Source organism: Roseomonas indoligenes, from assembly GCF_017813365.1.
GTDB lineage: Bacteria > Pseudomonadota > Alphaproteobacteria > Acetobacterales > Acetobacteraceae > Roseomonas > Roseomonas indoligenes.
In genome coordinates, this window is the sequence record NZ_JAGIZA010000029.1 from 13,746 (window position 1) to 33,877 (window position 20,132).

At 70.1% G+C, this 20,132-nt stretch carries 18 protein-coding genes; 10 read left to right on the top strand and 8 right to left on the bottom strand.

The features are described from left to right. Position 1 precedes the first annotated feature (1 nt). On the top strand, positions 2–1,807 hold the full coding sequence (locus J5Y10_RS25530; RefSeq protein WP_209376962.1) for a branched-chain amino acid ABC transporter ATP-binding protein/permease: 1,806 nt from the start codon (positions 2–4) through the stop codon (positions 1,805–1,807). Between the two features lie 5 nt (positions 1,808–1,812). Further along, a complete protein-coding gene (locus J5Y10_RS25535; RefSeq protein ID WP_245215102.1) occupies positions 1,813–2,526 on the top strand; it encodes an ABC transporter ATP-binding protein in 714 nt (237 codons plus the stop codon). Here the strand turns inward: J5Y10_RS25535 and J5Y10_RS25540 are convergent. The 5 genes from J5Y10_RS25540 to J5Y10_RS25560 form a co-directional block, all read right to left on the bottom strand. Beyond that, positions 2,450–3,322, bottom strand: coding sequence for an IclR family transcriptional regulator (locus J5Y10_RS25540; protein WP_209376964.1), 873 nt, complete (start codon positions 3,320–3,322; stop codon positions 2,450–2,452). The two genes, J5Y10_RS25535 and J5Y10_RS25540, sit on opposite strands and share 77 nt — an antisense overlap. A gap of 173 nt (positions 3,323–3,495) precedes the next feature. Next, entirely contained in the window at positions 3,496–4,461 is a 966-nt protein-coding gene (locus J5Y10_RS25545; protein WP_209376965.1) for an alpha/beta fold hydrolase, read from the bottom strand. Between the two features lie 184 nt (positions 4,462–4,645). Then, a complete protein-coding gene (locus J5Y10_RS25550) occupies positions 4,646–5,644 on the bottom strand; it encodes a Bug family tripartite tricarboxylate transporter substrate binding protein (RefSeq protein ID WP_209376966.1) in 999 nt (332 codons plus the stop codon). Further along, entirely contained in the window at positions 5,644–6,729 is a 1,086-nt protein-coding gene (locus tag J5Y10_RS25555) for an alpha/beta hydrolase (RefSeq protein ID WP_209376967.1), read from the bottom strand. Before J5Y10_RS25555 ends, J5Y10_RS25550 begins: the two co-directional genes overlap by 1 nt. A 158-nt stretch (positions 6,730–6,887) precedes the next feature. Next, the gene (locus J5Y10_RS25560) at positions 6,888–7,901 is read right to left on the bottom strand and encodes an NAD-dependent epimerase/dehydratase family protein (protein ID WP_209376968.1); all 1,014 of its coding nucleotides are present in this window, start codon (positions 7,899–7,901) and stop codon (positions 6,888–6,890) included. Positions 7,902–8,244: 343 nt separating this feature from the next. On the opposite strand from J5Y10_RS25560, the gene J5Y10_RS25565 reads away from it, so the two are divergent. From J5Y10_RS25565 to J5Y10_RS25580, 4 genes are all read left to right on the top strand, one after another. Further along, positions 8,245–9,606, top strand: a complete 1,362-nt coding sequence (locus J5Y10_RS25565) for an acyclic terpene utilization AtuA family protein (RefSeq protein ID WP_342453022.1) — start codon at positions 8,245–8,247, stop codon at positions 9,604–9,606. A 4-nt stretch (positions 9,607–9,610) separates the two neighbouring features. Further along, on the top strand, positions 9,611–9,922 hold the full coding sequence (locus tag J5Y10_RS25570) for a DUF4387 domain-containing protein (RefSeq protein WP_342453023.1): 312 nt from the start codon (positions 9,611–9,613) through the stop codon (positions 9,920–9,922). A gap of 29 nt (positions 9,923–9,951) precedes the next feature. Beyond that, a complete protein-coding gene (locus J5Y10_RS25575) occupies positions 9,952–11,343 on the top strand; it encodes an LLM class flavin-dependent oxidoreductase (RefSeq protein WP_209376969.1) in 1,392 nt (463 codons plus the stop codon). A 146-nt stretch (positions 11,344–11,489) separates the two neighbouring features. Continuing rightward, positions 11,490–12,464, top strand: a complete 975-nt coding sequence (locus J5Y10_RS25580; protein WP_209376970.1) for a Bug family tripartite tricarboxylate transporter substrate binding protein — start codon at positions 11,490–11,492, stop codon at positions 12,462–12,464. A gap of 42 nt (positions 12,465–12,506) precedes the next feature. On the opposite strand, the gene J5Y10_RS25585 is transcribed toward J5Y10_RS25580, so the two are convergent. Further along, on the bottom strand, positions 12,507–13,910 hold the full coding sequence (locus J5Y10_RS25585; protein ID WP_209376971.1) for an MmgE/PrpD family protein: 1,404 nt from the start codon (positions 13,908–13,910) through the stop codon (positions 12,507–12,509). Between the two features lie 199 nt (positions 13,911–14,109). On the opposite strand from J5Y10_RS25585, the gene J5Y10_RS25590 reads away from it, so the two are divergent. Together J5Y10_RS25590 and J5Y10_RS25595 are read left to right on the top strand one after the other, a co-directional pair. Beyond that, entirely contained in the window at positions 14,110–14,901 is a 792-nt protein-coding gene (locus J5Y10_RS25590; protein ID WP_209376972.1) for an N-acyl homoserine lactonase family protein, read from the top strand. Between the two features lie 93 nt (positions 14,902–14,994). Further along, a complete protein-coding gene (locus J5Y10_RS25595; RefSeq protein ID WP_209376973.1) occupies positions 14,995–15,771 on the top strand; it encodes a GntR family transcriptional regulator in 777 nt (258 codons plus the stop codon). Positions 15,772–15,825: 54 nt separating this feature from the next. Here the strand turns inward: J5Y10_RS25595 and J5Y10_RS25600 are convergent, their stop codons facing one another. Further along, complete coding sequence (locus tag J5Y10_RS25600; RefSeq protein WP_209376974.1) at positions 15,826–16,695, bottom strand: Bug family tripartite tricarboxylate transporter substrate binding protein; 870 nt, start codon at positions 16,693–16,695, stop codon at positions 15,826–15,828. A gap of 382 nt (positions 16,696–17,077) precedes the next feature. On the opposite strand from J5Y10_RS25600, the gene J5Y10_RS25605 reads away from it, so the two are divergent. After that, positions 17,078–18,307 carry an ABC transporter substrate-binding protein gene (locus J5Y10_RS25605; RefSeq protein WP_209376975.1) on the top strand — a complete coding sequence of 410 codons (1,230 nt, stop codon included), beginning with the start codon at positions 17,078–17,080 and terminating at the stop codon, positions 18,305–18,307. Positions 18,308–18,422: 115 nt separating this feature from the next. Continuing rightward, the gene (locus J5Y10_RS25610) at positions 18,423–19,478 is read left to right on the top strand and encodes an aldo/keto reductase (protein ID WP_209376976.1); all 1,056 of its coding nucleotides are present in this window, start codon (positions 18,423–18,425) and stop codon (positions 19,476–19,478) included. Between the two features lie 19 nt (positions 19,479–19,497). On the opposite strand, the gene J5Y10_RS25615 is transcribed toward J5Y10_RS25610, so the two are convergent. Further along, positions 19,498–20,103 carry a TetR/AcrR family transcriptional regulator gene (locus J5Y10_RS25615; protein WP_209376977.1) on the bottom strand — a complete coding sequence of 202 codons (606 nt, stop codon included), beginning with the start codon at positions 20,101–20,103 and terminating at the stop codon, positions 19,498–19,500. Positions 20,104–20,132 lie beyond the last annotated feature (29 nt).

Below are 20,132 nucleotides of genomic sequence, written 5' to 3' on the forward strand. Positions count from 1 at the left end.
CATGCGCCATGCTCTTCTCGCCATCCTCGTCGCGGGCGCGGCGGCCGTGCTGGCCGGGATCGTCACGAACGACTTCTATCTCCGCATCCTCTTCAACATCGGCATCTATTTCCTCTGCGCCTCCGGGATGAACGTGCTCCTGGGCTGTGCCGGGCAGAAATCGCTCGGCCAGGCCGGGCTGTTTGCCGCCGGCGCCTATGGTGCGGCGCTGCTCACCACCTCGTCGCTCGATCTCGGACCCTGGACAGCGCTCGTCCTCTCCACCGCGATCGCGGCGCTCTGCGGCGTGCTGATCGCGGCGCCGTCGCTTCGCGTGCGCGGCCCCAGCCTGGCGATGGTGACGCTGGCCTTCGGCATTGTGGTGGAGAAGGTGGTGACGGAGGCCGAGGTCTTCGGCGGGGCGATGGGCATCTACGCCATCAAGCCGCTCACCTTCGGCGGGGAGCCGCTGGACATGACGGGCTGGGTCTGGCTGGTGATCGCGCTCGGCCTCGTCCTCCATTTGCTGCTGCGGAACCTTCTAATCGGGCGCTTCGGCCGCGCCTTTCTCTCGCTGCAGGCCGACGAGATCGCGGCGGGTGCCGTCGGCGTGGCGGTGCACCGCTACAAGGTGCTCGCCTTCGTCATCGCCGCGGCCACCTGCGGGCTGGCGGGGGCATTGGTCGCGCAGCAGAACCAGTACATCAACTCCGATTTCATCAACTTCAATCTCTCCATCTTCATCCTGCTGCTCGTTCTTTTCGGGGGTGCGGGATCTCTGGCCGGGCCAGTCCTCGGCGCGGTGACGCTGACGGTGATCAGCGCGATGGTGGCGCGCTGGGCCTGGATCGAGCATTTCGTCCAGGGCGCGCTTCTCCTCTTCGCCCTTTACGTCATGCCCAAGGGCCTGGCCGGCGTGCTGGATGGCCTGTTCCGCGCGCGTCGGGGTACCGCGCCCCGCCGGGCGGAAGCGCCGGCGGCGGATGCGCGCCTGCCGCTGCGTGAGGAGCCGGCAGCGGCCGGGCCGCTGCTCTCGGCCGAGGGGCTGAACAAGGCCTATGGCGGCGTGCGCCCGGCGCGCGATGTCTCCGCGCGCCTGACGCGGGGCCACATCCACGCGCTGATCGGCCCGAACGGCGCGGGGAAGAGCACGCTGATCAACATGCTGTCCGGCGTGGTGCGGCCGGATTCCGGGCGCACCCTGTTTCAGGGAGAGGCGCTGGGCCGGGCGGCGCCGCACGCCGTCTGCCGCCGCGGCATCGCGCGCACCTTCCAGAACCTGCGGCTGTTCCGCGACCTGTCCGTGCGGGACAACGTTCTGCTCGGCCAGCACGCGCGCATGCGGAACGGCTTTCTCGCCTCCTTCCTCGGCCTGCCGCTCGCCTCGCGGGAGGAAAGGGCGGCCGAGGCCCGGGTGGCGGAGATCCTGCGCTTCCTCGGTCTCTCCGGCCTCGCGGACCAGCCGGCGGGCGCCCTGCCCTACGGCCTGCAGCGCCGGGTGGAGCTGGCGCGCGCCCTGGCAACGGAGCCGCACCTTCTGCTGCTGGACGAGCCGGCGGCGGGCCTGAACCCACAGGAGACGGCGGAACTGGGCCAGATCCTCCTCCGCATCCGCGACCAGGGCATCACCATGCTGCTGGTGGAGCACCACATGGACCTCGTCATGGCGATCTCCGACCATGTCATCGTGCTGGACTATGGCGCCGTCATCGCGGAGGGCGCGCCGGCCGCCGTGCAGGCCGATCCGCGGGTGATGGCCGCTTATCTCGGCACGGATGCGGTCGAGCCCGAGGCGCCCGCCGAGGACCGGCTGGCGGTGGGGGCGTGAGCGCGATGCTGGAAGTGGAGGGCGCCTGCATCGGCTACGGCCCGATCCAGGCGGTCAGCGATGCCTCGATCCGCGTGGACCAGGGGCAGGTCGTTGCGATCGTCGGCGCCAATGGAGCAGGCAAGACGACGCTGATGAAGGCCGTCGCGGGGCTGCTGCCCCTCTCCGCCGGGCGTGTTCTCTTTGAGGGGCGGGAGATCACGACCATGCCGCCGCATCGGCGGGTGAGTGCGGGTATCGCCCTTTCGCCGGAGGGACGGCAGGTCTTTCCCGACCAGAGCGTGCGGGACAACCTCGAACTCGGCGGCTGGTCCCGCGATCTCTCGCCCGCCGCCATGGAGGCCGCGATCGAGGCGCAGTACGCGCTGTTCCCGCGCCTGCGCGAGCGCCGTGACCAGATGGCCGTCACCCTTTCGGGCGGCGAGCAGCAGATGCTCGCGATCGCCCGCGCCCTGATGGGCGAGCCGCGGCTTTTGCTGCTGGACGAGCCGTCTCTTGGGCTGGCGCCGATGGTGATACGGGAGATTTTCGGGATTATCCAGGACCTGCGGGCCCGCGGGATCACCGTGCTGCTGGTGGAGCAGATGGCGAACCTGGCGCTCGGCGTCGCGGACCAGGCCTATGTCCTGGAGACCGGGCGCGTCACCCTGTCCGGGACCGGCGCGGCGCTTCTGCAGCACCCGCAGGTGCGCGCGGCCTACCTCGGCGCGGGACACTGACCGGGGCGGCGCGCTCCGCGCTCTGGTAGCCGAGCTCGGAGGAGAGGCGGCGGGCCAGGGCGAGCACGGCGGCGGACTGCGCGCTCTCCGGCCCGCAATCCAGCGTGCCCTCGTTGCCGATCGCCGTGATGGCCAGCTGCATCTGCCCGGTATGGTCGAAAACCGGCGCGCTGACGGCGTTGATGCCGGGCACCGGCACGCCCTCCGTCGTCGAGTAGCCCAGGGCGCGGATCGCGGCGATGTCGCGCTCCAGCCGTGCCTCGGATGTCGCACGGCCCACCTTTCGCTCGGTCCCGCCAGTGCCGCGCAGCTCCTCCTCCAGCAGCGGGCGGATCTGGGCGGCGGGCAGGAAGGCGGCGAAGAGCTGCCCCGTTGCCGTGCCGGTGATGGTGTAGACGGAACCCGCGCGCAGGTTCACGTGAATGGCACGGCTGGATTCCTGCACCTGGATGATGGTCGGGCCATGCGTGCCCCAGACGGCGATGGTGACCATCAGCCCCATCTCCACCGCGAACTCCGCCGCGGCCTTGCTGGCCATGTGCAGCGGATCGGCGCTGCGCATGCGCGCCAGCCCGATCTCCAGCGCGAAGGGGCCCAGGGCGTAGCGCCCGCTTACCTCGTCCTGCTCGACCAATCCGATCTTGCGGTAGCTCAGGAGGTAGGCATGCGCCTGGGCCGGGGTCAGCCCCGCGGCCGCGGCCAGGTCGCGCAGCATGGCGGGCTGGCCGACATCCACCAGGGCGTGCAGGAGCCTGCCGCCGACCTCGATGGACTGCACGCCCCGGCCTTCCACCATATACGAACCTCCGCGCGATGAAGATGACCGTGCAGCCCACGGTTGGCCAGGGTTGAGGGAACAGCCCGGCACCGCGGCATGAAGGGTTTTGTCACCTCTGCTGCCGGGATGGGAGGGAGCAAGGCCGGTCGCCCGCCTGCGGCCGCAGCGGGCCACCTGGCGCAACGTGGATCCTATCGCCGCTCGGCGACCTCCGCGACGGCACTCGCGACGGTCCCGGGTGCGACGTGGTGCAGCATGTGCCCAGTGCCGTTCAGAACCTGCAGCCTGCTTCCCGGGATGCTGCGGTGAAGCCGCTCGGCGGAGCGCTTGAACACCACCTTGTCGCCCTCCCCCGCGATGATGGTCACGGGCATCGGGAGCGTTTCGTAGCGGGACTGCAGGGCCAGCACGCTGGGAATCATCAGGGCGCCATCCACGGCCGTCGCGCGGATCTGGGAGGGGCGGAGCGCCATGGCGGAGGAGAACTCCTCCGAAAACCGCTCGGTGATGCGGGCGGGCGAGAAGAGGGCGCGCTTGATCAGCGGCATGGTGAGCCAGCCGAAGATGGGGGAGATGGTGTAGCGCAGGATGTCCCCCAGGACGGGGATCGCGCCCAGGCCAACGGTCCAGACATCGGGCCGGAGCGTCGGGAAGTAGTAGCCCGAGAGCAGCACGAGGCCGGCGGTGTCGGCCGGGTAGCCTTCGGCGATGGCGAGGGCGACGATGGCACCCCAGGAATGGCCGACCACGACCGGCCGCTCGACGCCGAGTTGCCGGAAGGCCTCGTGGAGGAGCCCCGCCTGTTCGGAGGCCGTCCAGATGCGCCCGCGGGGACGCTCGCTGTGGCCGAAACCCGGGCGGTCGAAGATGATGACGCGATGGTTTTGGAGCAGGAGGTCGGCAACGCCGCTCGTGTTGAAGTCGTCCCCGGTCACCATGTTGCCGTGGAGCAGGACGACAGGGCGGCCGGTGCCCCGGTCGGTGTAGTGCAGCCGGACGCCGTCCACCTCGATGAACTTGCCTTCGGGCGGATGCCGGCGCTCCGCCCGGCCCGCGAGGAGGTGGTTGGCGAGGGCAAGGGTGCCCAGGGCGGCAGCAGTCCAGGCCAGGGTGCGTGCCGTCAGGGATGGCCGGGAATAGCGTCGAAGAAGGTTCATGGTTGCCTCAAGGGTGACGCGCCACCGGCCGCCGAAGCGATCGCCCGACCCTCGGACCGGCAACGCGCCACCCGAGGGTTCTGCTGCAATGCGGAAACGCTTCCCCGGCGGAAGGTGCCGGGCCAGGTTCCGGCGGTGAGGTTCCTCAGCGGCGGTGGGGGTAACCGGGGGGTCAGGGCGGCGCCTACTCGGGCCGGATGCCCGCGCGCCGGATCAGCTCCCCCTGGGAGGCGAGGTCCGCCTCCAGTCGGGTCCGCAATGGCACTGGGCCGGGTTCCATGGGGATTAGCCCGTTCCGGTCGAGGAAGTCGCGCATCCCCGGCCCGGCGATGGTCGCGGCGGTTGCCGCGGAGAGGGCTTCGGCCTGCGCCTCGGCCATGCCGGGCGGGGCCTGCAGGCTGAACCAGCCGCCCGCCGCAAAGCCGGGGAAACCCCCTTCCGCCAGGGTGGGCACGCCCGGCAGGGCCGGCGACCGTTCCGGCAGCGCGATGCCGAGCGGCCTGACGCGGTTCTCGTCGATGCTCGCCTTCGCGGCGCCGAGGAGGGCGAACATGAGGTCGGTGCGCCCGGCGATGAGGTCGGTCAGGGCCTGGGGTGACCCGGTGTAGGGGGCATGCACCCACTCCACCCCCGCCCTCGCGGCCAGGTCCACCATCGGCAGGTGCCCGGTGGTCCCGATGCCCTGGCTGGCGTAGCTGACCTGCCCGGGCCCGCGCCGCGACGCCTCCAGTACCTGCGCCAGGCTCTGCCATTTCGGGTTCGCCACCAGCACATAGAGCGAGTCCACCAGCAGGGTGACATGGGTGAAGCCGGCCACCGGGTCGTAGCCGGGCTGGCGGAACATGTGCGGCGCATTGGCGAAGGTGGCGATGGTGCCGAGGAAGAGCATGCTGCCATCCGGCCGGCCGCGCGTGACCTGCCGGGCGGCGAGCGTGGTGGAGGCGCCTGGCCGGTTCTCCACCACGAAGCTGCCGCCCAGCCGCTCCGCGAGGCCGGTGGCGAGCAGCCGGGCCATGACGTCGGTTGGGCCACCGGGCGTATAGGGCACGACGAGGGAGGTCGTGAGGCCGCGCGGCCAGGCCTCGGCACCGCGCGGCGTCTGGGAACGGGAGGACGAGGGCGGCGCAAGGAATGCGCCCGCCCCGGCGGCAGCGAGGAGCCGCCGCCGCGCCACATCCCGCATCAGGCCCAGAGGCCCTTGGCCACGAGCCAGTCCTGAACCAGCGCCGCGACCTGGTCGCTGTTCCGGTCCATCATGACCATGTGGCTGTTCCCGCGGATACCGCGCTCCGGCAGGTTCACCACGTCGACGCCGCCGCCAGCGGCGCGGATCGCCTCGGCGAAGCGCATCCCGTTGGCGCGGATGGCCGGCCAGCGCGCGTCGCCGTCGATGAAATCGCCATAGAGGACGAGCATCGGGATGTCCTTCAGCGCGGCGGCCTTCGCCATGTCGCCGGTCGCCGCCGGCTCCACCAGCACCAGGGCCCGCACCTTGTCCGGCCGCTCCTGCGCGGCGCGCCAGCCGAAGAAGCCGCCCTGGCTGTGCACCATCACCACGCTCGGGCCGACGCGATCCAGCAGGGCGCCGTAGGCTTCCAGCGTCAGCTCGTCCGTGGTGGTGAAGCGCGGCACGTTCTGGCGCATGAAGTTGCGGTAGCTCTCCTTGTCTGCCGGGAACTGGCTGCCCGGCAGGGTGGTGCCGCGCGCGAGCGATCCGGGGCCGTCCCCGATGCGGAAGCGCTCCCATGGGTTGTTCTCGGTCAGGAAGATCGGCTGGCCGCCGGTCGCCTCCGGGATCATCGTCCAGCCGGACCGACCGCGCTCCGTGGCGTCGGACACGTAGACGGGCCAGCCGCGGCGCAGGAAGAAGTGCTGCCATCCCTCGCGCCCGTCGGGCGTCGTCTCCCAGGTCACGCCGGTCAGTCCGCCGCCATGCCACATGAGCAGCGGGAAGCGGCCGCGCTGGGGCGAAGGGATCATGTAGCCCGCATACATCCCGCCGATGAGGTAGGTACCGTTGGGATCGACGCGCGCGGGCTGCCCGCCGGGGGAGAAGAGGACTTCCCGCGTGGGCTGGCCGGCGATGACGAAGTCGCGCCCGCCGACGTGGAAGGAGCCGAAATCGGAGAGGGTCAGGGGCGCCTTGCCCGGGGCCGGCGCCGCGGCGGCCGAGGCGGGTGCCGGCGCGGTACCCTGGGCCGAGGCGGCACCCGGCAGTGCGGCGGCCGCGGCGGTGAGCGCAGCGCCGCGCAGGAACGTTCTTCTCATTGGTCGCATCCTCCATCCCGTCCGTTTCCCGGACTCCTGTCCATGTGGTCAGGCCCGGAGGCGTTCGGTCAACCCGCTTCGCCCGATGCCCATTGTTGGAGTGCCCGGTGTTGGGACGACGGCGGTGCGGCGGTCCCCGCTGGTTCCGCCGCGCCCTGTCAGGCCGGCACGCGGGTCCGCACGCCGTCCTGCGCCTCGCGCCAGGTAACGAAGCGGCTCAGGCCCTCGCGCAACGGCACGGCGGCGGACCAGCCGATCTTCTCCTTCGTCTTCGCCGGGCTGAAGCCGAGATGGTTGCCGCCGGCGGAACGGATGGTGCGCGTGTCCTCCTTGTAGACGGGCTTCATGTGGGTGGCGCCGCAAACCTCCAGCATCGCGTCCACGAGCGCGGTGTGGGACGTGTCCTCGCCGGTTACGAGGTTCAGCACCTCGCCCCCCGTGCCGTTCAGCATCGCGGAGATACAGCCCGCGGCGACGTCGGTGACGTGGATGTAGTCGTGCACCTCGCACCCGTCGCCGACTATCACCGGGGCCTCGCCGCGCCGGATCTGGTCGTGGATGGCGGCGATGCCGTTGGCGTTCATCGCCCGCTCGTGCTGCCGTTCCCCGTAGACGGAGGAGAAGCGCATGGCGTTGAACTCCACGCCGAACTTCTGCTGGTAGATGCGGCCCAGCGCCTCACCCAGAAGCTTCGTCGTGCCGTAGATGGCGGAGATGGGCGAGGCGGTGGAGAGGCCGGACGGGGCGTCCTCGGTCAGGATCTCGGCCTTGGTCTCGCCATAGGCGGCGACGGAGGAGGCGAAGACGACGCGGCGGACGCCCGCGATGCGCGCCGCCTCCAGCGTGTTCACCACGCCCGTGGTGTTTACCTCCACGCCCAGCGGCACGTTCGCCGCCATCGGGATCGTCAGGAAGCCCGCGAGGGCGAAGATGCCGTCCGCACCGCGCGCGGCATCGATGATCTCGTTCAGGCGGAGGATGTCGCCGCGCACGCGCTTCACGCGGGGGTCGCCGTCGAGGTGCGCGATCGTCTCGGGCGTGCCGAGGGAATAGTTGTCGAGCAGCCGGATCTCCGACGCGCCGCCGGCGAGCAGCCCGTCCGCCAGGTGCGAGCCGATCAGGCTCGCCCCGCCGGTGATGAGATAGATCTTGCCGGAACTGCTGTGTGTCACGCCGTTTCCCCATCGCTTTCTGGGACGTGCGCCGCTCAGGAGCGTGCCGTCTGAGCCATCCATCTCCCGGCCGCACCGCCATGTCAATTTTCTTGTGCTCTCTTGCATACAATCGTAATCAGGGTCAGGTTTCAGCGATGCGGGATAGCGAGCGCGGTCACATCGAGCCTCTGGTCGCCCCGCGTTCTGCATACATGAGAATGCACGTTCTCAGAGGCCCGGTTTGGCTACTCCCGCCTGCTTTCAACCGACTGAAAATAAGGAATCTTGCGTTGTCGGACAGGAACCAGCCCCTCCCCGCCCCTCTGCCGTCCGGCTGTGAGGCCGCTCCGGAGAGCGCGCGGTGAGCGAGGTCCGGCTTCTCTCGACCAGTGCCATTCTCGGCTACGGCTTTCCCGAGGCTTCGCTGGAAGCGGGGATGGCCCGCCGCCCGCACATGATCGGCGTGGATGGTGGCAGCGTGGATCCCGGGCCCTACTACCTCGGGGCCGGCAAGCCCTTCTGCTCCATCATGGCCATCCGCCGTGACCTCCGCCTGATGCTGCGAGCCGCCATAGGGGCCGGGATCCCGCTGGTGATCGGCACCTCCGGTGGCAGCGGCGGGGAGCCGCACCTTCAGACGGTCGCGGGCCTCGCCCGGGAGATCGCGGCGGAGGAAGACCTGCATTTCCGCATGGCGCTGATCCATGCGGAACCAGCCCGCGAGGACCTCCTCGCCCGCCTCGCCGCTGGCCGGGTCCGCCCGCTCGCCGGCTTGCCGCCGCTGGAGGCGGAGGTGGTCGGCCGCGCCGAGCGGATCGTCGGGATGATGGGGCCGGAGCCCTTCCTGCAGGCGATGGAGGGCGGCGCGCAGGTGATCCTCGCCGGGCGGTCGAGCGATCCCGCCCCCTGGGTCGCCGCCTGCCTTCGCGCCGGCCTGCCGCCCGCGCCCGCCTGGTATGCCGGGAAGATGCTGGAATGCGGCGCCACCCCTTCCCTGCCGAAGGGGCATGACTGCCTGCTCGTCACCATCCGCGACGATCACGTGGACTGCGAGCCGATGAACCCGATCCGCCGCTGCACGCCGCTGTCGATCGCGAACCACTCCCTCCACGAGAACGCCAGTCCGATCCACCATGTCGAGCCGGGTGGTATGCTGGACACCTCCGACTGCCGGTTCGACGCGCTGAGCGACCGCGCCGTGCGGATCTCCGGCATGCGCTGGACACCGGCGCAGCAGTACACGGTGAAGCTGGAGGGCGTGGAGCGGGCGGGGTACCGCAGCATCTGCGTCTGCGGCACGCGCGACCCGCTGCTGATCGGCCGTATCGATGTCTTCATCGAGGAGATCCGGAAGATCGTGGCGGAGAAGGCGGGGGCCTTCGGTGCCACGCCGGAGAAGTACAAGCTCGCTTTCCGCGTCTACGGGCGGGACGGCGTAATGGCGGAGCGCGAGCCGCTGCGCGACGCGACTCCGCACGAGCTTGGCTTCGTCATCGAGGTGGTGGGCGAGACGCAGGAGGTGGCCACCGCCGTTCTCGGCATTGCCCGCACGAACATGCTGCACACGGACTTTCCGGGCCGCCTGTGCCGGGAGGGCAACATGGCCTTCCCCTTCTCGCCCTCCGACGTGGAGGTCGGGGCCGTCTACCGCTTCAGCGTCTATCACGTGCTGGCGCTGGACGACCCCTGCGAGATCTTCCCCATCGAGTACGAGGAGGTCTGAGGCCGTGCCCCGCATCCGCGACATCGCGAAGGTCTGCAAGAGCAAGAACGCCGGCCCCTTCGAGCTGACCGTCGACGTGGTCTTCGACGACCCCGACCTGTACCGCCGGGTCAAGGCGACCGGCGTGCTCGGCCCGGACCTCATCGCACGGCTCTACGGCGTCAGCCCCAACCAAGTGCTGTTCACCCCATACGACGCGGCTTCCGCCTTCAAGGCCACCTTCCCGCGCCTCCTGCCCTCCGGGGAGGTGGGGGATACCGACGTCTATGGCTGCCAGCAGCACGCGCCGCTGCTGGACGTCGACCTGCCCGTCTGAACGACCAACGAACCACAAGGAGACGTCCCATGGCCGATCGCCAGATGACGATGATCGCCTTCCTCCAGGCGCAGAACTGCTCGAACCTGCCCGCCTCCTGGCGGCACCCCGCCTCCGCCACCGACTTCACCTCGCCGGAATACTTCCAGCGCATCGCGCGCGTGCTGGAGGACGGGCGCTACCACATGGCCTTCTTCGACGACCGGCTGGCCATGCCGGACATCTACTCCAACGACTTCCGGGAGACGGTGGAGAACGGCGTCCGGGCGGTGAAGCTCGATCCCACCACGGTCGCGATGACCATGGCGATGGTGACGACGAAGCTCGGGCTCGGCGCCACCTACTCCACCACCTATTACGAGCCCTATCACGTGGCCCGCGTTTTCGCGACGCTGGACCTGATGACGAAGGGGCGTTCCGCCTGGAACATCGTCACCTCCCTCAACAACTCGGAGGCCCTGAACTTCGGCGCGACGGAGCACCTGGAGCACGACCTGCGATACGACCGCGCGGACGAGTTCATGGAAGTGGTCATGGGCCACTGGGGCAGCTGGGACGACGACGCGCTGATCGTGGACAAGGTCAGCGGCCGCTTCGCGGACGGCTCCAGAGTCCATCGCCTCGACCACAAGGGGAAGTTCTTCAACTCCCGCGGGCCCTTTACCGTTCCGCGCTCCCCGCAGGGCCATTCCGTGCTGCTCCAGGCCGGGCAGAGCGGGCGCGGGCGTTCCTTCGCCGGCCGATGGGGTGAGGTGATCTTCGTCGTCTACCCCAGCCTCGCCGCGGGCCAGAAGCAGTATGCTGATCTCAAGGCCGCGGTGGCGGCAGAAGGGCGCGACCCCGACCACGTGAAGATCGCGCCTGCCTGCTACATCGTCGTCGGCGAGAGCGCGCAGATGGCGGCGGACAAGAAGGGCTTCCTCGACGAGCTGCCGAAGCCGATCGACGGGCTGACCCTGCTGTCGGAGGTGCTGAACTTCGACCTGGCGACCCTGCCCTACGACCAGCCGATGAGCGACGATCAGCTCGCCTCCCTCTCCTGGCAGGGATTCCGTGACCGGGTGATCTCGCTTTCCGGCAAGAAGAACCCGAGCGTCGCCGACTTCGTCCACTTCTCCGGCCGCGGCACGATCAAGGAGCACCACGCCTTCGTCGGCACCCCCGCCATGGTGGCGGACCAGATGGAGGAATGGTTCACCGGCCGCGCCTGCGACGGCTTCGTCCAGGCCGCCACGCATATGCCCGGCTCCTACGAGGACTTCACGCGTCTGGTCGTGCCGGAGCTGCAGCGGCGTGGCCTGTACCAGAAGGAGTATGCAGGGGCGACGCTGCGCGAGAATCTCGGCATCCCCCGCCCGCTGGCCGCCGAGTGCCGGAGCCGCGCCATGCGCCCGGCGACGCAGCCCGCCGCGGCGGAGTGACGCAGGGGCCGCCCTGTCGGCGGCCTCCAACGAAACGTCCAGAACCAAGCCGGAGCCCAGCCAATGGGACACGAAGACCAATTTCTCCTCGCCGTTGCGGCGGCATGGATCGTGAAGCAGGAGCGCGGCCCGTTCGCGGTGATGCCGTGAGGCGCCGCACCTTTTTCGCGGCCGTCGCTGCGCCTGCCCTCCTTCGCGGCGCCCAGGCGACGGCGCAGGAGGCCTGGCCGGCGCGGCCGGTCCGCATCCTCGTTCCCTACTCCACGGGGGGCTCAACGGATATCGTGGCGCGGCTGGCCGCCGACCTCATGTCGCAGCGTCTGCCGCAGCGCGTGGTGGTGGAGAACCGCACGGGCGGCGGCGGCACCATCGCCGCTTCCGCCACCGCGCGGTCCGAGCCGGACGGGACGACGCTGTTCTTCACCAATGTCGGCTACGTCGCCAGCCGCTTCCTCAACCCGCGCCTGGACTTCGACCCCGATAGTGACCTGAAGCCGGTGACGATCGCCACCGAGGGACCGATGGTGATGCTGGTGGGGCCGGACAGCCCGTACCGGACGGTGAAGGACATCGTGGAAGCGGCGCGGCAACGTCCAGGGCAGCTCAGCTACGGTTCCTCCGGCGGCGGTGGGGCCTTGCAGCTCACGGCGCTCGGTTTCCTCCGCGCTGCGGGGATCCAGATGAACGAGGTGGCCTATCGCGGTTCCGGCCAGGCAGCGCCGGACCTGGCCTCGGGGCGGCTGGACATGATGTTCGATTCCGGCGTGGCGGGCTTCGGCCTCGTGCGCGGGAACCAGGCGCGCGCGCTCGCCGTCTCCAGCCCGCGCCGGAGCGAGGCCATGCCTGATGTGCCGACCCTGGCGGAGGCCGGGCTGCCGGGCGCGACCTTCTCGCTGTGGCAGATGCTGATGGCGCCGGCCGCGACGCCGCCGGATTTGCTGCAAAGGATCAACGAGGCCTTCAAGGCCGCGCTGACCGATCCGGCCATCCACCAGCGCCTCGTCGATCTCGGCGCGGAGCGCGTGGTGGTCAATGCGCCGGAGGAGGCACAGCGCTACTTCGCTGCGGAGATGGCGCGCTGGAAGGACATCCTGGAAGCGGCCAGGATCGGGCAGCGCTGAGCGTGCGCCGCGCCGGGGAACCCCGGCGCGGTCCGCCCCGCATCAGGCCGGCTTCGCCAGGACCGCCATCGTCTCCCGCACCGGCCGCCCATCGATCGTCAGCACGGCTTCGCAGGCCCGGCGCGCCGCGGCCTCGTCCAACACCATCCCCGCCGCGCCCATGAACTTCGCCGAGGCGCCGGCCGTGTCCAGCCGACGCTCGCCGGCGCCGCTGTTCACCCGCTCGTGCCGGAACAGGCGGCGCCCGTCCTTCAGCACCACCTCAACCCCGCCGGAGAAGTAGGTAGGGAAGGCGCTGTCGGGATCGACCTCGCAGCGGGCACGGGCGGCGAGCGCGAGGGTCGCCTCGTCCGCCAGCGCCTCGGGTTGCAGCTCGGCCAGGCCGAAGCGGCCCAGGCGCAGGCAGGCGGCGACCACGAACTGGGCGCTGAACTTCGCGGCGTAGTCGTTGGCCGGGCGCAGCTTGTCGGCCGCGGGCTCCGCCACGATCTTCATCGTGGGTTCCGGCAGCAGGATGCGGATGCTCTCGATCGCGTCCACGTCGGGGATGTCCGCTCGCAGCCCGATCGCGGAATCCGCGGCGCCGTGGATGAAGTGGCAGACGGGGTAGGGTTTGATCGCCGTCTCCGCCAGTTCCCAACGCTCACCGAGCCCGTCGTGGAGGGCGCCGATATCGGCGTGATCGGCGTACGACTGCAGGTGGGAGTCGAACAGGCCGAACTTGCCTTCGTAGGGGCGCTTCGGGCCGACGAAGCCGTTCTGCGCCAGCCGTGCGGCGGTGATGCCGGCGACAGCTCCCCAACCCGGATGGAAGCGCTTCGTCCAGGCGCCGTCCTCCAGGAAGACCTGGATGCCGGAGGCGGTGCTGGAGGCGATGCCCTGCGCGTTCAGGATCTGCTCCGCCGTGAGCCCCAGCAGCCGCCCCGCGGTGACCGCGCTGCTGAAGTGGGAGACGACGCCGGTGGCGTGGAAGCCCGTGTGATGGAAGCCGCCCTTCACCGCCAGCCCGATCCGGATGGAGACCTCCATCCCCGCAGCGTAGGCGGCGAGCAGTTCCTGCCCCGTGGCGCCAATGGACTCACCCAGGCTCAGCGCGACGGGCAGGCAGGCCGCCGTCGCGTGGATGATGCTGGCCAGGTGGGTGTCGTCGAAGTCCAGCCCGTGGATGAGGAAGCCGTTGGCCAATGCCGCATCCCGCAGCGGCAGGCGCTCCGGGCGCCCGATCACAGTGCACTCCCCCTCCCCGCCCAGGGCGCGGATGCCGGCCATGGTGCGGTCCGCAAAGGAATAGGCGTTGGAGGCGAGCCCGACCCCGAGTGCATCGAGGATGTGGATCCGCGCCCGCTCCCGCACAGCCGGCGGAATGTCCTGGTATTGCAGGCCCGCGGCGAACTCGGCGATGCGCCGGGCCGGCAGGATTGCGGCACTCGGGTCGATGGCATTCACGGGCGGTTCTCCTCCGGGGCTTGTTACGGGCATCGGCCGGACCGGGTCAGGCAAGCGAGGTAACTGCCGTCTCATCGGGGGTCAACAACTATGCGTCCATCTGTATACAAATATCCTCACGATGCGGCTTGTTCCTGTCGGACCCAGCGTTAGGCTGGCGCTGCACCGCGAGAGTGCCTCGAAATGGGAGTGAGACGGCATGTCCACCTACGAGATTCACGCGGTCCGCTACGCGGCCAATCCGGACCGGCGCCGCGGCGAGAACTTCCTTGGAGGCGATCCGCATGACGGCCCGATGCCGATGGACTTCTTCGTCTGGGTGCTCCGCGGCGAGGCCGGAACCTTCGTCTTCGACACGGGCTTCGACGAGCGCATGGGGCAGCGCCGCAACCGCCGCCTCACTCGCCCGGTCGGCGAGGGGCTGAAAGCGCTGGGCGTGGAGCCCGATGCCGTGCGGGACGTGATCGTTAGCCACATGCACTACGACCACAGCGGCAATCACGGGCTGTTCCCGCGGGCCCGCTACCACATCCAGGACGAGGAGATGCGGTACTGCACGGGGCGCTGCATGTGCCACGCGCACCTGCGCCACCCCTTTGAGGCGGAGGACGTCACCGCCATGGTCGGGAAGGTCTTCGAGGGCCGGGCGAGCTTCCACGAGGGCGAGGCCGAGATCGCGCCGGGCCTCAGTGTCCATCTGGCCGGCGGCCATTCGCGCGGCCTTCAGTTCGTGCGGGCGCGCACGCGGCGGGGCTGGGTCGTCCTCGCCTCCGACGTCTCGCACTACTACGAGAACTTCGAGCAGGACCGGCCATTCTCCGTGGCCGAGAACGTCGGCAGCATGCTGGATGGGTTCAAGGCCATGCGCCGGCTCGCCTCATCGCCCGCCCACATCGTGCCGGGGCATGACCCGCTGGTCCTGCAGCGCTACCCGGCATCGCTGCCCGGGCTGGAAGGCGTGGTCCGGCTGGACGCAGATCCTCTGGGCTGAACAGGCAATCCGGGGCACCGCCATGCCGCCGTATACACCGGAGTTCCGCTTTGTTCTTGTTGGCCCATTCCGAAGGATGTATCTCCTACCGCGATGCAGCATGAACAAGACAAGCCGGCCATCGAAGCGGAGCCGCCCCGTGACGAGAGCGAGGCCGATCCGCGCGGCAACCGGGGCCGGAGCGAGTGGGCCTACGACATGCTGCACGAGGCCATCCGCGAGGGGAACATCGAGCCCGGCCAGCGCATCATGGAGGTGGAGCTCTCCTCCTGGCTCCGCATGAGCCGGACGCCAGTGCGGGAGGCCATGCGCCGGCTACAGGCGGAGGGGATGCTGGACCACGCGCCCGGTGGCGGCATGGCCGTGGCGCTCTATGACCTGCGGGCGATCGGCGAGTTCTACGCCACGCGCGAGAGCCTGGAGGGCACCGCGGCGGCCCTGGCAGCCGAGAATGCGGACGATACGGAGATCCGCATCCTGTCCGCGCGGCTGGACGCGATGCGCGCCCTGCCGCTCGATGCCCGGATGCACGCGCGGGAGAACCAGGCCTTCCACGAGCAGATCTACAACGCGGCGCATAACCGCTTTCTGCTGAAAAGCCTGCGAACCCTGCTGAACTTCACGCCCCTTCTCGGGCGCACCACCTACAACGCGCCCGGCCGGGTCGAGGCCGCGCTGGCCGAGCACGCGGAGATCGTCGAGGCCATCCGCGCGCGCGACCCGTCCCGTGCAGAGGACGCCGCGCGCCGACACATCCGCCATTCCCACGAGAGCCGCGTCCTCGTCGTATCGGAGGACGTGCGGAGCGCCTCGCAGAAGCGTTCGCTGCGCCAACCGATCCCCGGCCTTACCCGGACGCCTCGGGGCTGAGCCGAGAGGGGCTGAAGGGGCCGGCGCGCCCCGCCGGCCACCACCTACAGCCCCCTACTGCGGCTCGATGCCGGCGAGGCGGACGCGCTCGCCCCATGCGGCGTGCTGTGCGGCCACGTAGCGGGTCGTCTCCTCGGGGCTCATGTGCAGGGGCGTGTCGCCCACGAGCCGCAGTCTCTCCACGATCTCCGGCGTGGACATCGTGGCGTTGAGGGCGCGACCTGCACGCTCGATGATGGCCTGCGGCGTTCCCGCGGGCGCGGCGATGCTCCACCAGACATTCATGTCGAAGCCCGGCAGCACCGAGCTGACGCTCGGCAGTTCGGGCGCGACCGCGAAGGAGTGCGCGATGCTGTGGCCGATCATCCGGATCCGGCCGGTCTGGGCCTGCGCCAGGGCGGGCGAATAGTCGGCGAAATTGGCGTCCACCCGCCCCGCCGCGACATCGGTGATTGCCTCCGCTCCGCCGCGATAGGGCACGGGGGTAACGGGCACCCCGAGCATGCGCCCCATGACCGTAGCCATGATCATCGCGCCCGCATTGCCGTAGCTGAAAGTCGCCCCGCCCGGCTTCTCGCGAAGGAAGGCGAGGAAGCTCGGCAGGTCGCGGGGGCCGTCCACACCGACGCAGAGGATGTAGGGCGTCTCGCCGATCATGCCGACCATGGCGAAGTCCCGCGCCACGTCGTAGGGCATGCGCCGGATGGTATGCGGGTTGATGGCGGCGGCGCTGGTGCCGAGGATCAGCAACGAGTAACCGTCCGGCGCCGCGGTCGCGACGCTCTGCGAGCCGACGATGCCATTGGCGCCGGGACGGTTGTCCACCACCACGGGCTGGCCGAGTTCCCGTGACAGGACGGGCGCCAGCAGCCGCGCCAGCACGTCCGTCCCGCTGCCCGGGGGAAAGGGCGCGACGAGCCGCACCGGCCGCTCCGGCCATTCCGCCCGGGCCGGCCTGGCCGCGACAAGGACCACCGGTGCGGCAAGCAGCGAGCGCCGGGCCAGCGGCGTGCGATGAACACCGCCTGGGCTGGTCAGGGAACCATGGCGGGGTGCTGGGTCCGGCTCTGGCGAGCTGCCCTGCCCCGACACCGATACGCGCTTCCGCATGTCACGCCCTCCCCTTTTTCTTTCCGCCGGTCTTCCGGCCGCGGCGCGGGACGACGGGAGGGTGCCCGGACCAGCGGATCGCATGCTCAATGCCAGCGTGGTTTCTTGTATACAGATGCGCTCAGCGCCGTGCTAGATGCGATCGGAACGATGCCCGCCTGCCCGGGCACAAGAAGAAGCCGAGGGAAGAACGTCCATGTCCTCCAGCATCACCAAGCGCGGCCTCCTCGCCTCCTCCCTGGCGATGGGCAGCATCCGGGCGTCGGCGCAGGGGACGGCGCCGACCATCCGGCTCGGCATCCTCAACGACCAGTCCAGCACCTACAGGGACAATGGCGGCCCGGGCTCCGTGGCCTGCGTCCGCCTGGCGGTTTCCGAGCTCGCCGCGAAGCTCGGGCTGAACGTCGAGATCATCTCCGCCGATCACCAGAACAAGCCCGACGTCGCCGCGGGCATCGCGCGCCAGTGGCTCGACCAGGGCGTCGACGCGCTCTGCGACATCCAGGGTTCCGCGATCGCGCTCGCCGTCAACAACATCGTCCGCGAGCGGGACAAGGTGATGCTCGGCTTCAACATCGGGAGCGCGGAGGTCACCGGGAAGTCCTGCACCCCCAACATCGTGCACTTCGCCTACGACTCCTACATGCTCGCGCGCGTCGCGGGCACGACACTGGTGCGGGACGGTGGCGACACTTGGTTCTTCATCCGTGCGGACTACACCTTCGGCCGCGCCCTGCAGGACGACGCCACGGTCTTCATCAACCGGGCGGGCGGCCGCGTCATCGGCAGCGTCGCCCTACCCTTCCCGACCACCGACTTCGCCTCCGCCCTGGTCCAGGCCCAGGGATCGCGCGCGAAGGTCATCGGCCTGGCCAATGCCGGGGACGATCTTGTCAACGCCGTCAAGCAGGCCGGCGAGTTCGGCGTCACGCGGCGGGGCACGCGGCTTGCCGCCATGCTCATCTTCATCAACAACGTCCATGCCATCGGGCTGCGGGCGGCCCAGGGTCTTGTCCTGACGGAGACCTTCTACTGGGACATGAACGACAAGACCCGCGCCTTCACCCGCCGCGTCTTTGACGCGGGCTTCAGCCGCAACCTGCGGCCCAACATGTCCCAGGCCGCCTGTTATGCCGGCACCCTGCACTACCTGAAGGCCGTCGCCTCGCTCGGCGCTGCCGAAGCGAAGCGGAGCGGCGCGGCGGTCGTGGCCCGCATGAAGCAGATGCCGATGGAGGACGACATCTACGGCCAGGCGGCGATCCGCGAGGATGGCCGCGCCGTCAGTCCCGCCTACCTTTTCGAGGTGAAGAAGCCGGAGGAAAGCAAGGGGGATTGGGACTACTACAAGCTGCTGCAGACCGTACCGGCGGAACAGGCCTGGAGGCCACTCTCCGAGGGTGGGTGCAGCCTGGTACGGAGCTGAGCGAGGTTTCCCACCAATTCGGCACGGTCGCCCGACAGGCACGGCGGGTGGCTCGACCAGCCCATTCGCCTGGAGCATGCTCGACATCGCGCGATCGGCCTGCCGGAGGGATATCATGGAATACCGAAGCCTTGGCCGAAGCGGCCTGAAGGTCTCCCCTCTCTGCCTGGGCACCATGATGTTCGGGGGCGCAACGGACGAGCCGACATCAGCGCGCATCATCGACCGCGCACGCGAGCAGGGCATCAACTTCATCGACACGGCGAACGCGTATAATGCCGGTCGGTCGGAGGAAGTGGTGGGCCGTGCGATCCGCGCGCGCCGCTCGGACTGGGTGCTCGCGACGAAGCTGGCCAATGCGGTCGGGCCCGGTCCGAATGACCGCGGGCTGTCCCGGCGCCACTGCCAGATGGCGACCGAGGACAGCCTGCGGCGCCTCGGCACCGACACCATCGACATCCTCTACCTTCACAAGGAGGACCATTCGACGCCGTTGGCCGAGACGGTGGGGGCCATGGCGGATCTGCTGCGTGCCGGGAAGATCCGCCACTTCGGCGTGTCCAACCACCGGGCCTGGCGCATCGCCGAGATCTGCCGCCTCTGCGACGAGGCGGGGATTGGCCGGCCGGTGGTGAGCCAGCCCCTCTACAACGCGCTCAACCGCATGGTGGAGGTCGAGCACCTGCCGGCCTGCGAGTATTTCGGCCTCGGCGTCGTCCCTTACAGCCCGCTGGCGCGGGGCGTGCTGACGGGCAAATACGCCACCCAGGCCGCGCCGCCGGACGATTCCCGTGCAGGGCGCGCGGACCCGCGCATGCTGGAGACGGAGTGGCGGCCGGAGAGCCTGGAAATCGCGCAACGCCTGCGCGAGCAGGCCGAGGCGCGGGGCATCACGGCCGGACAGTTCGCCATGGCCTGGGTGCTGAACAACGGCCTCGTCACCTCCCCCGTCGCCGGGCCGCGCACGGAAGAGCAGTGGGAGGACTATGTCGGCGCCCTGGCCTATCGCTTCACGGCGGAGGACGAGGCGCTGGTGGACGGGCTGGTCCCGGCCGGACACCCCTCCACGCCCGGCTACAACGATCCCGCCTATCCGCTGGAAGGGCGCATCCCGCCCGGGAGCGCCGCTTCCGCGCGGCCCGCCCCGCGCCTACGCCGCATCGGGCTCTGACGGCCGCAAGGCGCCGTGCTCAGCGCCCCCCGAAGGCGGTGAAGGCGGCGTCCACGATGCGGTCGATGAAGGCGTCCGTCACCGGCTCCCCCGAAACCACCTTGCGGTAGTAGAGCGGGCCGTAGATCGCATCGAGGAACAGGTCCAGGTCGGTCCCCTCCGCGATCTCGCCCGCCATGATCGCCTGCTGCGCCAGCATCCGCGTCTGCGCGCGGCGCGGCCTGGCGATCTGCTCCGAATAGGCCTCCGCCAGCGCCGGATCGGTCTGCTTCGCGCCGATCAGCGCCAGGATCGCGTGCCCCTGCGCGCTGTTCAGCAGGCGGATGGTTGCCTTGAGCTGCCGCTGGAAGCGCTCGCGGTAGCTCGCCGCCTTCGACGTATCCACGATCGGGGTCATCCGCGCCGAGACGCAGTCCAGCGCGACCGCTGCCCGGTTCGGCCACCAGCGGTAGAGCGTGGTCTTGGCGACCCCGGCCCGCGCCGCCACGGCTTCCATGGTGACGGCCTGGAACCCCCCTTCGGAGAGCAGTTCCTCCGTCGCCGCCAGGATCTTGTCCCGCGCCTCGGTGCTGCGGGGCCGGCCGCGGCGGAGCGCGGCGGCCGGCGCTCCGTCCTCGACCGGCATGAACGAACCTTCGTTGATCCGGCCCCTCT

Coding starts and splice junctions, on each gene's coding strand:
- J5Y10_RS25575 (WP_209376969.1), top strand. CDS start 9,952: ATGGCCGATCGCCAGATGACGATGATCGCCTTCCTCCAGGCGCAGAAC.
- J5Y10_RS25590 (WP_209376972.1), top strand. CDS start 14,110: ATGTCCACCTACGAGATTCACGCGGTCCGCTACGCGGCCAATCCGGAC.
- J5Y10_RS25540 (WP_209376964.1), bottom strand. CDS start 3,322: ATGGTGGAAGGCCGGGGCGTGCAGTCCATCGAGGTCGGCGGCAGGCTC.
- J5Y10_RS25595 (WP_209376973.1), top strand. CDS start 14,995: ATGCAGCATGAACAAGACAAGCCGGCCATCGAAGCGGAGCCGCCCCGT.
- J5Y10_RS25555 (WP_209376967.1), bottom strand. CDS start 6,729: ATGAGAAGAACGTTCCTGCGCGGCGCTGCGCTCACCGCCGCGGCCGCC.
- J5Y10_RS25615 (WP_209376977.1), bottom strand. CDS start 20,103: ATGCCGGTCGAGGACGGAGCGCCGGCCGCCGCGCTCCGCCGCGGCCGG.
- J5Y10_RS25545 (WP_209376965.1), bottom strand. CDS start 4,461: ATGAACCTTCTTCGACGCTATTCCCGGCCATCCCTGACGGCACGCACC.
- J5Y10_RS25605 (WP_209376975.1), top strand. CDS start 17,078: ATGTCCTCCAGCATCACCAAGCGCGGCCTCCTCGCCTCCTCCCTGGCG.
- J5Y10_RS25530 (WP_209376962.1), top strand. CDS start 2: ATGCGCCATGCTCTTCTCGCCATCCTCGTCGCGGGCGCGGCGGCCGTG.
- J5Y10_RS25610 (WP_209376976.1), top strand. CDS start 18,423: ATGGAATACCGAAGCCTTGGCCGAAGCGGCCTGAAGGTCTCCCCTCTC.
- J5Y10_RS25535 (WP_245215102.1), top strand. CDS start 1,813: ATGCTGGAAGTGGAGGGCGCCTGCATCGGCTACGGCCCGATCCAGGCG.
- J5Y10_RS25550 (WP_209376966.1), bottom strand. CDS start 5,644: ATGCGGGATGTGGCGCGGCGGCGGCTCCTCGCTGCCGCCGGGGCGGGC.